This window comes from Lacrimispora sp. (genome assembly GCF_047605665.1).
In the GTDB taxonomy this organism is placed as follows: Bacteria; Bacillota; Clostridia; order Lachnospirales; family Lachnospiraceae; genus Lacrimispora.
The window spans coordinates 206,563-222,127 of record NZ_JASGFH010000004.1 but is presented as its reverse complement, the minus strand read 5'-3'; the positions used below and the strand labels follow the sequence as shown (position 1 = coordinate 222,127).

The window sequence follows — 15,565 nt, the reverse complement described above, 5'->3', positions numbered from 1 at the left end:
TAAACCGATGGATAAGCTGAACCGATGGTACAGGAATCTGGCATTTCGCAAAAGAGTGCTTCTCAGCCATTTGACCGTGAGCCTGATTCCGGTCATCATATTGGGTGCTTTTTGTTATTTTCAGACCAGGAATCTTCTGATCAATAGAGAAAAAGAAGCCTTAAGCGGAACATTGAATCAAAGCGTGGTCACCCTGGATTCAACCTTGAAAACCTATGTCCATGTAATGGAAAATATTACGTGGGATACGAAAATCCAGCAGGCCCTGGCCCGCCAGTATGAAAGCAACCTGGACATGTATCTGACTTACCGGGATGTGATTACCCCTACCATAGCGAGGATGAAGAGCTTGAATCCTCAGATTAAACAGATATCCCTTTACAGCTCCAATTCCACCTTATATCCCCATGGGAACATTTTAATGCCTGTTGAGCGCATGGAGGACTTTTCCGGGGGCCCGTCAGATTATAATATTCACTGGCTTGCGGATGAAAAGGCCGGGATTATAAAGATGTATTGCAGGATTTACCCTGATTTTAATTTTAATCGGAATGTGGTCTATATAGAGCTGGATTATGACTCTGTCTTTGGATACATGACCCATTTGTTTGACGGCTCTTACGGAATTCTTATCATAGATGAAGAACAGAATCCCGTATTTTCCTATTCCGCCTTTAAAACAGGTGAAACAGCTTATGATGGGCTGGATATTTCAGATTTGACAGAAGGTTCACAAGAGGCGGATAAGTACGTCATCGACAGAAATGAAATAGGGAGCAATGGCTGGAAGATTTATCTTTACCGGCCCTTAGAGGAAATATCTTCCTCTGCCGGAAGTATTACGGCTCTTATTGTTTTGACTGTTATTTTGTGCCTTGCCGTAATTTTACTGGCCAGCCTTCTTCTTTCTAAAAGTGTGGTGCGTCCCCTGGCGGAATTAATCCGTAACATCGACCGGATTGAAGAAGGAAATATGACCGTAGATGCACAGGCGGAGTCAGGAGATGAATTTGGACTTTTGATCAACCGCTTTGGAAAGATGATGGAGCGTTTAAACCATCTCGTCAACGAGGTTTACAAAAGCAAGATTCTCCAGCAGCAGTATGAGATGAAGGCCCTTCAGGCACAGATCAATCCTCACTTTTTGTATAACAGCTTATCCCTGATTAACTGGAAAGCCATTATGGCAGGGCAGGAAGATATCAGCAAGATGACCCAGCTTCTGTCCACCTTTTACAGGACTACGCTGAATAAGGGGACAAATGTGATTGACATAAAAGGAGAGTGGGACAATACTTCTTCTTATGTGCACATTCAGCGGATGATGCATTCAGGAAAATTTGAAGCAATCCTTAAGCTGGAAGAGGGCATGGAAGAGTATCAGATGCTGAATCTTCTGCTGCAGCCTCTGGTGGAAAATGCCATTGTGCATGGCCTGGACCATAAGACAGTTCCAGGAGACAGGGTGCTTAAGGTGACGGGAAGGCAGGAGGAGGGTGAACTTATATTTACGGTGGAGGATAATGGCTGCGGAATTCCGGAGGATGTTCTGGAGGGGATATTCACCGCCGGGACAAAAGGATACGGAGTTCAGAATGTCCACCATAGAATACAGCTTTATTATGGGCAGTCCTATGGGCTCACTTTTGAAAGCAGGGTGGGAGAAGGAACCAGAGTAACCCTTAAGATTCCCAAGGTGGAAAAAGAGCAGGAGCAGTTTTTACAGGATGCCGGTCATGAAAATTGACCGGCATTTTCTGTGGTTTGCAGGAACATGAAAATGTACTGCAAAACGGTATTAATTGTCGTTTACGGTTTTTCCTCCTGAGTCTATACTAAAATTATAGAATGCATAAAATGAAAAGGTGCAGGAAGGCAGGAATGAAAAAATGAAGAAATATTGGATAAGAGGAACAGCAGTATTGGCAGCAGCGTCAGTGGTTTTTATGGCGGGATGCAGCAAGAAAGCGGAGCAGCAGCCGGTAAAAGCAGTGGAAGGAAGCGCCGGTGCTTATGAAGATACCCTGACTTGCCGTATGGGACGCAGCACAATTGCCAATCCAAAATTTCCGGAGGGAGATACCTATGAGGACAATGCTTATACCAGATATTTAATGAACAGGCTGAACGTGAAAGTGGTAAATGATTTTGAAGCCAACGGAGCCGACTATGACAGACAGGTATCCTTGGCAATTGCCTCCGGAGAACTTCCGGATGTCATGAAGGTAGGCTCCAAGGATGTTTTGGACGAGCTGGTGGAAAATGGTCTTGTTGAAGATCTGACTGATGTATACAACCAATATGCCAGTGACAATATTAAGGCCATCTATGATTCTTATGATGGAAGATGTCTGGATATGGCTACATATGACGGCCGCCTTATGGCCATACCGGGAACTAATTTAGACAGCGCTCCCAGCGTGACCTATGTGAGAAAGGACTGGCTGGAAAAACTGGGCTTAAAGGTGGATGAAGATGGGGATAAACGGATTTCCATAGAAGAGCTGGAGATGATTGCAAGCACATTTGTGGAAAAAGATCCGGGAAACAGCGGCAACCCTGTGGGTATGGCATTTGTTCCTTATCTGACGGCCAATGACGATGGGAGCAGCGGTTATGCCATGAATGCAATTGCAGCAGCATTCCAGGCCCATCCTAAGGTATGGTTAGAGGATGAGAGCGGAACTGTCTATTACGGCTCAGCAACTCCCCAGATGAAGGAAGCTCTGGCACAGATGGCTCAGTGGTTTGAGAAAGGAATTGTAGACCCTCAGTTCGGCACAAGGACATGGGATGACATCACCGCTCTCCTCACCAATGGGCAGACAGGAATTGCATTTGGACCGTGGCATATCCCGGACTGGCTGTTAAATAATGTAAGAGCAATGGACAGCGGAGCGGAATTTGCAGCCTATGCAATTGCCGACCAGCAGGGCAATGTAAATGCTGTTCACAGCAATTCAGGCAGCGGTTACATGGTTGTCCGCAAAGGATATTCAAATCCTGAAGTCCTGATTAAGATGACTAACTTATACTTTGACGAAATGGTCAATAACAAAAACCTGGCCCAGGAAGAACCGGAAGTTGCCAATTACATCAGTCAGGGAGTGGATGGCACTGCAAGGCCCATTTCCCTGGAAGTGAATGCTTACACCTCCCTGCTTGATGATTACTCTGATATCAGCCGCTGCGTCAATGGAGAAATCACCCTGGATGAAGTGAAGACTGCTGAATCCAAAAGCATTGTTGATTCTGCAAAAAAATATCTGGCGAATCCGGAACAGGCCGAGACAGCAGACTGGTCCAAGTACACATCACGTATGGAAGGCGTAAACTTGATTGACCATCTGACAAAAGAAGGATATTTCTCATGGAAAAATCCGGTTTTCTGGGGAATCACAGAAACCATGAAGAGCAACGGTGCAAATCTGGGGACTTTGGAGGAAGAGGCATTTGTGGCGATTGTCACAGGAGCAAGGCCGGTGGAAGATTTTGAATCTTATTTTGTGGCTTCCTGGAAGCAGCAGGGGGGAGGAGCAATTGCAGAAGAAATTCAGTCAGAAGTTGACGGGGGAGATCAGAAATGAAAAAAGAACGGTATTTCCTGAATAAAGCGGCAGCAGGAAAGATGGGATCACAGGCCATGTACCATGGAATGATGCTGCCGGGAATGATTTTTATCATGATATTCTGTTTTGTCCCTATGTTTGGAATCTTCATGGCATTTCAGGATTACGTTCCTGCAAAGGGAATACTCGGTTCAAAGTTTGTGGGAATGAAAAATTTCCAATACATGTTTTCTATCCCTGATGTGGGAAGGATTTTTATCAATACCTTAATCATTGCGGTGGGAAAGATTCTTTCGGGAACACTGATGGCTATTGTGTTCGCCGTTCTTTTAAATGAAATACGAATCAAATTTCTGAAAAAAACAGTACAGACAGTCGTATATCTGCCTCACTTTCTTTCCTGGGTCGTTCTGTCGGCAGTGGTAGTCAATATGGTGAATCTGGATGGCCCCTTAAACCAGTTTTTGGCAGCCATCGGCCTGAATAAGATAAACTTTCTGGGAAGCAATACCTGGTTCCGGCCTCTGATCATTATTACGGATGTGTGGAAGGAATTCGGATATAATTCCATTGTGTACCTGGCGGCCATCACCTCCATTGATCCGGGGCTTCATGAGGCAGCGGCCATAGATGGAGCCAGTTGGTGGAAACGGGTATGGAATATTACGCTTCCCGGAATTCTGCCTATCATTCTCCTTATGGCAGCCATGAGCCTGACCAGCATACTGAGCGCAGGATTTGATCAGATTTACAATTTGTATTCCCCAATGGTTTATCAGACCGGTGACGTGCTGGACACTTATGTATACCGGGTAGGTCTCATGGGTCGGCAGTACAGTTTTTCCACAGCAGTGGGCCTGCTTCGCTCAGTGGTGGGCATGATTCTCATGATGACTGCCAATGAGCTTGCAAAACGGTTTACAGACCGTAAAATATTTTAGGAGGTATGATTATGGTTGTGAAAAAAGGGATCACCGGAAACGTTGGGAAAGGCTGTATTTACTTAATTGTTCTGTTTCTGGGACTCATATGCCTCCTGCCTCTTTTAAACATACTGGCTATCTCATTCAGCAGCAGCGATGCGGCGGCAGCCAATGTGGTGGGCTTTGTACCTGTTAAGTTCACCACTGCGGCCTATAAGAAAATCATGGATGACAGCCAGTTCTGGCGTTCTTTCGGAATCTCTGTCTTCCGGGTGGCGGCAGGGCTCATATTGAATATTGTATTAATTGTGCTTATGGCATATCCCCTGTCTAAGTCGGAACGGGAATTTAGAGGGAGAAGTATTTACATGAATCTTCTGATCTTTGCCATGCTGTTTTCCGGCGGCATGATTCCTTCCTATCTGGTGATTAAGAATCTGGGGCTGATCAATACCGTCTGGGCTCTGGTACTGCCGGGGGCAGTTCCCATATTCAGCGTTGTTATGGTGATGAATTTCTTTATAGGAATCCCCAAATCCCTGGAAGAGGCGGCTGTCATTGACGGAGCCACTCCCATGCAGGTACTGAGCAAGGTTTACATACCCTGTTCCAAACCGGTCATTGCAACCATTGCATTATTCAGCATTGTGGGAAATTGGAATGATTTTTTCGGCGGACTGATTTATATGACAAAAGTGGCCAATTATCCGCTGCAGACATATATACAGTCTTTAAGCATCCAACTGGAGGACATTTTAAATTCCGGAGGAAGTTTAAGCAGCTTGGTAAATGCCATGGAAGTGTCAAAACAAAATTTAAATGCGGCTAAAATTGTGGTATCAGTCATTCCTCTCCTTCTTATTTATCCGCTTTTGCAGAAATATCTCATAACCGGAATTGTAATGGGAAGCGTTAAGGAATAGGCATACAGTCATGTGGAGGGAGAAGTCTAAAATGAAGTGGTTTAAAATGGGAGCCGGCTGTGCCGCCTGTACGGTAATGCTCGCTATGGGGCCTGTCACCCATGCCTGGGCGTCAGAGGGTTGGACAGAGGAGAAGGGCCAATGGTTTTATTATGATGATGGGTCAATGATGGCCGGCAGATGGCTTTATGATGATGAAAACGATGCATGGTATTATTTTGACAATAAAGGAGTTATGTATAGCGGAAGATTGGAATTAGACGGAGAGACATATTTTATGGGAGAGGACGGAAAGATGCTGACCGGCTGGATATCCTGCCCCAGAGATATGAAACCTTCTCCCCATACGTCAAATACGATGGAGGATCACGTTTTTTACGCACGGGAAGACGGAAAGATGGCCAAAGGTTGGGCAGAGGCTTTGTCTCCGGAAGATGCGGTGCTTGAACAGGGAGAAGTCTTTGAGCGCAGGCAGGACGGCGGTTATACCCGGAGATGGTACTGTTTTAAGGAAAACGGGAAGATATACTACCGGACAAAAGAAAACGTCGGAGGAAAACTGTATATATTTGACGGCGAAGGAAGGCCTATGACCGGCTGGATTTACGACAGGGGAGAAGGACAGTCTCCCCGCTATGTAAAGGTAGACGATGAGACTTTGGACAGCGAAAGGGCAGAATATAACAAGGCCCCTGACTTCTATATGTACGGGCTTCAGGACGATAATTCACTGGCTGTGAGCCGCTGGTTCGATTCCGTCAAACCGGGGGATAAATCCGACGCGGATAAGCGAAGTTATTATGCCTCTTCATCAGGCTATATTGTCACCAATACGGCAAAGGATTCGGAGGTCTCCGTGGCGGCAAGGAGAAAGGCGACGAAGATCAAAGAGATGGGAAGCTATGAATTTGAAAACTGGTCAACAGACGTAAATCTGGTCAGAATAAATGGGAAATATTACTGCATCGAGGATTCAGGGACCAGAATTGACGGCATGATCTACCTGCAGGGGGGACAAAAGGGGCAGCTTTTCCCCGGCGGTTTTTATTGCTTTATGGACAACGCAGCGCTCCAGACCGGTTATATGCTGAAGGAAAACAAAAGCGATGATTATGGCAGTGACGGTTACTCCTATTACTATTATTTCTCAGAAGACACGAAAGGCGGCTTTTATAAAGGCCAGGGAGTGACGGGCGTATCGGCAGGAAGGCTGTATTACCAGGGCATGGCGGTAGCGGCCCAGGAAGAGAATTACGAGGTGGTCTATCTTCCTACGGTGGCGGAACAGAGTTCCTATGGAACGGGAATGTTTCTGGTGGATGAGTCCGGCAGGGTGATGAAGGGATCAAAAAGCGGTAATTACTACACTGCTTCTGATGGAAACAAGTATAAGATTGTGAAAGAACACGATAGAGATGATACATACGGTTACCATATTTTCACAGAGGAGAAGGATGAATCCGGTAATAAAGTCTTAAGTCCGGTGACGGATGACGAGGCAGAATACATTTACTGGGATGCAGTCGAAGAATAGGAGGGGTGTAAGTGAAAAAAATATTGGCGGGCATGCTGGCAGCGGCCCTGACAGTGAACAGCCTTTTAGCCGTACCTGTATATGGAGAAACGGAAGGGTCTAATCAGGTGACAGAGACCGATCAGAAAGAAACGGAGAATCCGGAAACCGGAGAGAAATCCGGTGATGGGGCTGGAGGAGAGGCTTTGGGGACAGCTACAGCCAGCCAGGCGGAGTATGTCAAAAAGGCTACAGCCAGTGAGGCTGCGGTTGTCATAAATGTTACATATGCCGCAGGAGATGGAATCTATCAGATGGAAGCAGAAGATGGGAATCTGGCGACCAGCTCTGAGGCCTCTTTAAGCGGTGAAATGGACAGAATGGAACTCCAGAGCGGAGGCAGTGTCACCTATGATCTCAGTAAACTGAGCGGATTTCAGGCCGGAACGTATCTCATTTCTGTCCGTATGAACGGCAACACCCAGGCGGTAAATGTGCTTGTTGACGGAGGGAATAAGGGAACCATTGTCAAGGCAGACAGAGGGTTTGGTTCCGGAGACTTAGAAGAGTATTATTATCATGGAACCGTGGAACTGGAGGAGAATGATACTCTTTCCATAAAAGAGGCAGAGAATAAATACGGACACCTGGACTGGACAAAGCTTGAGCGGATTGATGCACCGGTATACTGGTTAGAGGCAGAGGATGGCAGCATAGCCGCTTTAGGCGGAGGCGCCGGTTTACACGGCGACGGCGACAGAGCGGAACTAAACAGCGGAGGAAACATTACTTTTGACCTTTCAAAGGTATCCGGTTTTCAGCCGGGTCTGTATCAGCTCTATGTGGGGGCCAATGGAGCGCGAAGTGAGCTGCTGGTAACCATAGATGGAATAGAACAAGGCACCGTATCCACACCGGGAAAAGGAAGGTGGGAGAAGGGAAGCTGCGAGGACTGTTTTTTTGACCAGGAGATATCTCTTGAAAAAAGCAGTAAAATTAAGCTGGCAGACACCAATGGAAGCTGGGGACATATTGACTACATACGTCTTGTAAAAACGGCAGATACAGCTCTTAAATTTGATGAAACCCATCAGCCTACGGGAATCCGCATCACTGCAGAAGAAGGGGTCCTTCCTTTGGAAACGCAGATTGAAGCAAAAAAACTTACAAAGGGAGAGGCTGCTGCCATACGGGACCTGTTTAAGGAAGACGGAAAGAAATCAGAATTTTATAAAGTTACTTTAAAAGAGGCCGGGGCAGAAATTTCCCTTAAGGATCTGGCCGGAGAGGTAACGGTTTATATTCCGGCTCCAAAAGGCTACAGCCAGGATGAGAGCAGGCTTTACTATATGGAGGATTCTGACAGTGAACCGGAGGAGGTGTTTTTCCAATGGGTCAACGTATATTTGAAAGCCACTCTGTCTGAATACGGAATTTATGGGGTTGCAGACGGGAATATCTGGCAGTTGGAAGGAGAGAGCTTTTATCATAAAACGGCAGATTTAGGGCAGGCCGCAGATCTCCAGCCCCTTGATGCCGTTGAATTTAAAATGCCGGAAGAGGACAGCTTTGAAACGGACGTCTATAATCTGATGATCAGAGCCTGCGGCTATCAGAATTACACGGTTTTTGTGAATGAAAAAGAGACTGGAACCCTTACGAAGGAAACAACGGACTGGGGAAGCTACGGGATATATACCGTGCCTGGGAATTTTAAATTGAAAAAAGGCGATACCCTCACGGTCCGGGCAGATAATAATTATGGCTGGGTGGATTTTATCAGACTCGTGCCCTGCCAGCCCTTTGAGGAAACAGAAGTCTTAACCGGTGTGACGGTGACAGCGGAAAAGGGAGTGGTTCCTTTCGGAGCAGTTTTATCGGCAGAGGAAGTAGATGAGGACAGGCTGAAGGAGATCAGCAGTCTCTTTGGATTTGAAGAGGGGCAGGCGCCTTTTATGCATTTTTATGAGATATCACTGCTTATGGATGGGGTGCCGGTACAGCCTGCCGGTGAACTGAAAATCAGCCTTCCCATTGATGAGGAATTTGACCGGGAAAAGCTGTCATTATATTATATTTCAGACGATAAAAAGAAAACCAGACTGGCCTTTACGATCAATGAGGCAGAGGGGCGCATTGAATTCACCACCAGCCATCTAAGCTGTTATGGATTGATTAACGTAGGCCTTGGAACGGAATATTATTATGAAGGTGAGCATTACTACAGTCAGACGGCAGGAGGCGGAAAAGCAGCGGATTTGCAGCCGGAAGACAGCATCACATTTACACTTTCCGATGCACCTGGTTTTTCGGGCGGAAATTACCGGCTTTCCATTGCAGCAAACGGAAACCGGACAAAATATATCGTTAAAGTAAATGATGTGCCAATTGGAGTAATTGGAAGAGAGGCTGCAGGCTTTGGCATGGAGGACATGAAGGAATCTGTTCTGGGGGAAGTGCTCCGCTTGAATGAGGATGATGTGATTACGGTCTATGCTCCCGGAACCACTCAGGGCGGACGCCCTGGCCCCTATGGCTGGGTGGATTATGTAAAACTGAAAGAAACGGATGAAAAGCCTGACGGACAGCCGAAAGCCAAAAGGAAGATCACACTGGAGGCAGAGGATTTTTATAGCGATGTATTGGAAGAAGGGGGAAAGGTCGCCAAATTAGACGAACCTGCAAAGCGGTTGGAAATCCCCATTCTGGCCTCCATGGGTTTTGAGAATAAGGAATATTTATTTACCATGTATACCACAGGAACCATGCGTTCCTATAAAGTGTTAGTCAATGGGACGGAAGCAATAAGCGGAGAACGGAGCGGCTCCGGATATGGCATGCAATATATGACAAAGGAAACGGGAGATGGTTTGATTGCGCTTAAGCCGGGAGATATGCTTACAATCTATTTTCCGGAGCAGGATACAGATAATTATGGAAACTGGATTGACCGGATTGTTTTAGACAGCACCCGGAAAGCGCCAAACCGGAATATGGCTTCCAGATTTGGAGGAAGGATCGCCAATTGGGCTGCTGAAAAACTATTCCAGAATTATGGCCCCCAGACGGCAACGGAGAATGGAAAGCTGATTTACCAGGGAGAGGCTTATTATACGAAGCAAAAAGACAACCCTGCGGCAGACTTACAGCCCGGAGAGCAGATTCTTATCCCGGTATCGGACAATGGCGGATTTGCCGACGGAACCTACAAGCTGACCATCCGTTCCTGCGGCAACAGAGAAGCGTTTACCATCAAGGTAAACGGCATGGCGGCAGGTGGAATCAGCAGAAAAGGAACAAACTACGGAATGGATTCCATGACAGATGATGATATGGGAAAAGTTATGGAATTAAAGGCTGGAGATATCCTGGGAATCGAAGGAGAACGGGGCGGAAGATACGGCTGGATCGACTATGTGACCTTAAATCCAGTGACACACAAAGAAAAAGAGACGGGCAGGAAGCCGTTTACATGGCAGGCCGAGGAGTTTTATAGAAAGCAGAAGGACAATCCTGCTGCTGATTTACAGCCGGAAGAAGAAATTCAGATTCCTCTGGGAAGCAACGGCTCTTTTCAGGCAGGCACTTACTACATTGCAGTCAGCAGCAACGGAGACCGGACGGCTCTGGGAGTGAAGGTAAATGGAAAACTTCTGGGCTCCATTACCCGGAATAAAACGAATTTCTCCATGAACGGTATGACCCTGGACACTCTTCTTCGCCCTGTTTCCCTTCAAAAAGAGGATGTCATCACCATCAGTGCGCCGGGAAGTGAGGCAGAAGGTCCCTGGGGCTGGGTGGATAAGATGCTTCTGATTCCTGCCCCATCTCCGGAGCCCAAAGCTCAGGAGGAGTACCGGTATCCGGGACAGGCCTACGGCAAAGCGAGTATGTACCTTCCGGCTGCAGATTTACAGCCAGGAGAGTCATTGGAGATTCCGTTAAGTGATAATCCGGATTTTATGGAAGGAGAATATAAGCTCATGGTGATATCCAATGGAACCAGGCAGAAGTTCTCTGTTCAGCTCAATCATAAGGCAATTGGGGAAATCTTAAGAAAGCCTTCTGATTACGGAGATAACGGGATGAGTTCCGATTCATTGCCCCAAACACTATGGTTAAAACCAACGGATACAATCACGGTTACCGGGCAGGAGGGAGATGCATTCGGCTGGGTTGCATCCCTTGTACTGGAGCAGGTGAAATAGGAGGTAGCATCAATGAAGATAAAGAAAACGGCAGCAATGGTCTTGAGTGCGGCAATGATTCTCGGCGGGGCAGTACATGGAAGCCCCGCCTGGGCCCAGGAGGGAAAGAGGGAAATGACGGAACAGGAAATGGCAGGAGTCAGCAATCCGGGAACCTGGTTAAAGGAGGTCCATACGGATAAAAGCATGTACAGTCCTGGGGATACGGTGACAGCTACAGTGCTCCATGGAGGGGCTAAAGAAGCCTGGAACGGAGAAATCCGGGTCGAGCTGCGGCATATGGAGAAAACCCTATGGCAGAATTCCACACATATCACCGTGGGGGGAGGCAGTTACTCCTTTTCCTTTCAGGCTCCTGACAGGGATTTTACCGGATACACTCTTGAGGTGTATTTATACCGTGATGGAAAAATGATGGATTATGCGATGACAGGAGTGGATGTGTCTTCGGATTGGAACGTATTTCCCAGGTATGGGTATGTGACAAAAATGGACAGGACTGATGAGGAAGTGAAACAGTCTTTGGAACGGCTGAAAAATCACCATATTAATGGCCTGTTTTACTATGATGTGTTCGATACCCAGGAAAAGCCTCTTGCCGGGACTCCTGAAAATCCGGCTGAAACATGGCAGACCTTAAACCGTGCCACTGCCCGGAAGCAGACCGTACTCAATACCATTCATACAGGTCATTCCATGAATATGAAGTCTTTCTTTTACAACCTCATATTCGGCGTCTATGATAACTATGAGGAGGCAGGTGTAAAGCCGGAATGGGGGATGTACAGCGATGAACGCCATCAGAATCAGGATGTGCATGATATGTCCGGAATTGGCTGGGAAACAGAAAAGCTGTGGCTCATGAATCCTGCTGATAAAGAGTGGCAGGATTACTATATAAAAGCCCACAATGAATTGTTTTCTGCATATCCTTATGACGGAATCCAGGTAGATTCCCTGGGGTCCAGAGGGAACCGGTACGATTATGACGGAAATGCCATTCAACTGGACAATACATACGTGCCTATGCTGAACCGTCTTGTAAAGGAGATGGACACAAAGGTGATTTTCAACCCTGTTTCAGCTTATGGCATGGAGCAGCAGTTAAGGGCTGTGGATTACGATATTGTCTATATGGAGGTGTGGCCGGGGGATACACCGGATTATGCCGAGTTAAAGAAAAAGGTGGATGATATTTATAAAAGCACAAAGGGCAAAAAAGGAACTGTCATTGCTGCTTATATGAATTACGGTGCGCCTAAATCGGAGAAATTCAACACATCATCCATCAATTATATTAATTCAGTGCTCATGTCTTCGGGAGCCAGCCATCTGGAGCTGGGAGATACGGGTATGCTGTCCAGTGAATATTATCCCGGTAATTCTATGAGGATTTCCGGTGCCCTGGAGAAGGATATAAGAAATACGTACTCTTTTATGGTTGCCTATGAAAATCTTTTAAGGGGAACCGGTTTATCCGAGATAAAGGATGAAACCTACATTGGAGGCAAAAGGACAGGCTCTGACTTAAAGCCGGGAAATGTCACTTCTTTTACCAGGATAAAGAAACAGGAAGGGGAACCGGACCGGGAAATCCTCCATCTGCTCAACTTTGACGGAGCTTCCCATGACAGTTGGGTGGACAGAGGCCTTGCCCAGACACCGCCTGTGGTGAAGTATGACCAGCAGGTGAGGCATGCCTGTGCCAAGGAACCGCAGCGGGTGTGGGCGGCTTCTCCGGATTACAGGGAAGGAATTTTGACTCCCCTGGAGTTTACCTATGAAAATGGCTATGTTACGTTTGATCTGCCAATGCTGGAGTATTATACCATGGTGGTAATAGAGTGATGAAGGAGTAGAAGAAAATGGTCAGGGATATCAGCATATATGGAGAGCCGGCATGCGGGCTTCAGTCGGTTGTAAAAGGTGATTGCTGGCGTTTTACCGTTTTAACCCCCTCCTTAATCCGAATGGAGTATCAGGAAGAGGGAGTGTTTGAGGATCGGGCAACCCAGACCGTTATGAACCGCCGGTTTCCTGTTCCGGATTTTTCTGCAAAGCAGAATGGAGAAATGCTTTCTATTGAAACCGGGTACCTGCGTCTGGAATACCGTTATGGGAGTTTTGCATCGGACACACTTAGGATAAAGGTATTGATCCGGCCGGAAACCGGGAGGAACGGACAATGGCATTATGGAGATAAAATAAACTGTCTGGAGGGAACTGCCCGCACTCTGGACAGCGCAGACGGGGAGATTCCCCTGGAGCCCGGCATGATTTCCAGGGATGGATACGGGCTGTTAGACGACAGCAAAACCATGGTAATAGGGGAAGACGGCTGGATAAGAGCGAGGGAATATAAGGGGACTGACTTATATTTCTTTGGGTATGGACACCGATACCAGGAATGTATCAGGGATTTTTGCCTTTTGTGCGGAAGGACTCCCCTCCTTCCCCGCTGGGCCCTTGGCAACTGGTGGAGCAGGTACTATCAATACACGGAAGAAGAATATAAGGCCCTGATTATGCGTTTTAAGGAAGAAGAAATTCCTTTTTCCATTGCTGTCATCGATATGGACTGGCATCTTGTGGATATACCGGAACAGTATGGAAGCGGCTGGACCGGTTATACCTGGAACAGAGAACTTTTTCCCCAGCCGGAACGCTTTTTGGAATGGCTCCACGGCAATGGTCTGAGGGTCACCTTAAATGTACATCCGGCTGACGGAATACGGGCTCATGAGAAGCTGTATCCGGCCATGGCAGAAGCTATGGGAACAGATCCGGAAACCGGGGAGGCAGTTTCCTTTGATGTGACAAACCCGCGTTTTATAGAGGCGTATTTTGATATCCTCCATCACTCCCTGGAAAAGGACGGTGTGGACTTCTGGTGGATTGACTGGCAGCAGGGAAGTGAATCGGGAACAGACGGGCTGGACCCTCTCTGGATTTTAAACCACTACCATTATCTGGACAGCTTAAAAGAGGGTGGGGCGGGGCTTACTTTTTCCCGTTATGGAGGATTGGGAAGTCATCGGTATCCTGTGGGATTCTCAGGAGATACCATTATAAGCTGGAAAAGCCTGGACTTTCAACCGTTTTTTACAGCTTCGGCCAGTAATGCAGGATACGGCTGGTGGAGCCATGATATCGGAGGGCATATGCTGGGTGTCAGAGATGAGGAACTGACTGTCAGATGGGTAGAATTAGGTGTTTTTTCGCCAATCAACCGTCTTCACAGTTCCAACAATCCTTTTTCGGGAAAAGAACCGTGGAATTATGGGGTGGAAGCAGCGCATATTATGAAGCAGTACCTAAGGCTGCGGCATGAACTGGTCCCATACCTGCATACTATGAACCTGGAATCACATAAGCATGGAATTCCTCTCGTGCGCCCTTTGTATTGGCTGGAACCGGAAAACAACAAGGCCTATGAGTATCCTAATGAATATTATTTCGGTTCTGAGCTGTTGATTGCTCCGGTAACGAAACCGTCAGATCCCCAGACAAAGCTTGGCTGTGTCAAAGCCTGGCTGCCCTCCGGGTTATGGTTTGATATTCAGAACGGGCGGATTTATCAGGGAGGCCGGGAACTGAAGCTTTACCGCCCTCTTGAGGCGGTTCCGGTACTGGCAAAGGCAGGAGGAATCCTGGTAAGAAGCAAAGATGTATCCAATGACACAGGAAGCCCGCAGAAACTTGCGGTGGATATTTTCCCGGAAGCTCATGGAAGCTTCACTCTTTGGGAAAATGGAGAGGAACTGGGCCAAAAGGAACAATGGGCTTCTACCTGTTTTGCTTTTAAATGGGGAAATAATCCGGAGTTTACCATAGAGGGGCAAGGAGCTTTGGAAGTTGTTCCCTCCGAACGTTCCTGGGAATTGAATTTCAGGAACATAGGTTTTGCGGAGCCGGAAGTAATGATAAACGGGATAAAAATAAATCCAGAAACTACATATGACGGGCAAAGGAAGATTCTTTGTGTGAAAATATCTTCTATGAGCGTGGGAGAAACGCTGTACATCAGGCTGAAAGATTGCCAAAAGGCAGTAAATGTGGATGTGGAAAGGGAATCCTCTGCAATTCTTAACAGAGCTCAGATTTCCTATGAATTAAAGAGAGAAATACAGCAGATGATAGAGGAGAGAGATGAACTTACCCTGGCGTCTTTGCAGTGTATGGACCTTAGTCAGGCTTTGTTTGGAGCCCTGTGTGAAATTCTCTCTATGAGAGTATAAGAAGTCATTAAAAAACCCACTTTCAATTAATGAAAGTGGGTAATAAATTTTTTAGGGGGGCCGGACGGTTTGCACCGTCCGGTATGAGTATGAAAAAGCTTTGTGATTTCAAGTAAGTTACTTGAAACAAAAGGCCCGTTACCCTTTCGGATAACGTATTTACAGTATACGGTGCAAATGTGACAAGAATG

8 protein-coding genes are annotated in these 15,565 nt (G+C 46.9%); all 8 read left to right on the top strand.

Going from position 1 to position 15,565, the window contains the following annotated elements; genetic code table 11:
- Positions 1 to 7: 7 nt before the first annotated feature.
- The 8 genes from QM657_RS04760 to QM657_RS04725 all read left to right on the top strand — a co-directional run bounded on the left by QM657_RS04760 (position 8) and on the right by QM657_RS04725 (position 15,374).
- Entirely contained in the window at positions 8 to 1,747 is a 1,740-nt protein-coding gene (locus QM657_RS04760) for a sensor histidine kinase (protein WP_415065405.1), read from the top strand.
- A 142-nt stretch (positions 1,748 to 1,889) separates the two neighbouring features.
- Positions 1,890 to 3,587 carry an extracellular solute-binding protein gene (locus QM657_RS04755; protein ID WP_415065404.1) on the top strand — a complete coding sequence of 566 codons (1,698 nt, stop codon included), beginning with the start codon at positions 1,890 to 1,892 and terminating at the stop codon, positions 3,585 to 3,587.
- Entirely contained in the window at positions 3,584 to 4,510 is a 927-nt protein-coding gene (locus QM657_RS04750) for an ABC transporter permease (RefSeq protein WP_415065403.1), read from the top strand. Before QM657_RS04755 ends, QM657_RS04750 begins: the two co-directional genes overlap by 4 nt.
- Before the next feature lie 11 nt (positions 4,511 to 4,521).
- Positions 4,522 to 5,415: a carbohydrate ABC transporter permease gene (locus QM657_RS04745; protein ID WP_415065402.1), complete on the top strand. Its 894-nt coding sequence runs from the start codon at positions 4,522 to 4,524 to the stop codon at positions 5,413 to 5,415.
- Between the two features lie 31 nt (positions 5,416 to 5,446).
- Complete coding sequence (locus QM657_RS04740; protein ID WP_415065401.1) at positions 5,447 to 6,949, top strand: hypothetical protein; 1,503 nt, start codon at positions 5,447 to 5,449, stop codon at positions 6,947 to 6,949.
- A gap of 11 nt (positions 6,950 to 6,960) precedes the next feature.
- Complete coding sequence (locus QM657_RS04735; RefSeq protein ID WP_415065400.1) at positions 6,961 to 11,136, top strand: hypothetical protein; 4,176 nt, start codon at positions 6,961 to 6,963, stop codon at positions 11,134 to 11,136.
- 12 nt (positions 11,137 to 11,148) lie between these two features.
- Positions 11,149 to 12,984, top strand: coding sequence for a glycoside hydrolase family 66 protein (locus QM657_RS04730; RefSeq protein WP_415065399.1), 1,836 nt, complete (start codon positions 11,149 to 11,151; stop codon positions 12,982 to 12,984).
- 17 nt (positions 12,985 to 13,001) lie between these two features.
- Positions 13,002 to 15,374, top strand: a complete 2,373-nt coding sequence (locus QM657_RS04725; RefSeq protein WP_415065398.1) for a TIM-barrel domain-containing protein — start codon at positions 13,002 to 13,004, stop codon at positions 15,372 to 15,374.
- Positions 15,375 to 15,565 lie beyond the last annotated feature (191 nt).

Bases quoted from the DNA above. Each gene is read 5' to 3' on its own strand.
- QM657_RS04760 (WP_415065405.1), top strand. From the start codon at position 8: ATGGATAAGCTGAACCGATGGTACAGGAATCTGGCATTTCGCAAAAGA.
- QM657_RS04755 (WP_415065404.1), top strand. From the start codon at position 1,890: ATGAAGAAATATTGGATAAGAGGAACAGCAGTATTGGCAGCAGCGTCA.
- QM657_RS04750 (WP_415065403.1), top strand. From the start codon at position 3,584: ATGAAAAAAGAACGGTATTTCCTGAATAAAGCGGCAGCAGGAAAGATG.
- QM657_RS04745 (WP_415065402.1), top strand. From the start codon at position 4,522: ATGGTTGTGAAAAAAGGGATCACCGGAAACGTTGGGAAAGGCTGTATT.
- QM657_RS04740 (WP_415065401.1), top strand. From the start codon at position 5,447: ATGAAGTGGTTTAAAATGGGAGCCGGCTGTGCCGCCTGTACGGTAATG.
- QM657_RS04730 (WP_415065399.1), top strand. From the start codon at position 11,149: ATGAAGATAAAGAAAACGGCAGCAATGGTCTTGAGTGCGGCAATGATT.
- QM657_RS04725 (WP_415065398.1), top strand. From the start codon at position 13,002: ATGGTCAGGGATATCAGCATATATGGAGAGCCGGCATGCGGGCTTCAG.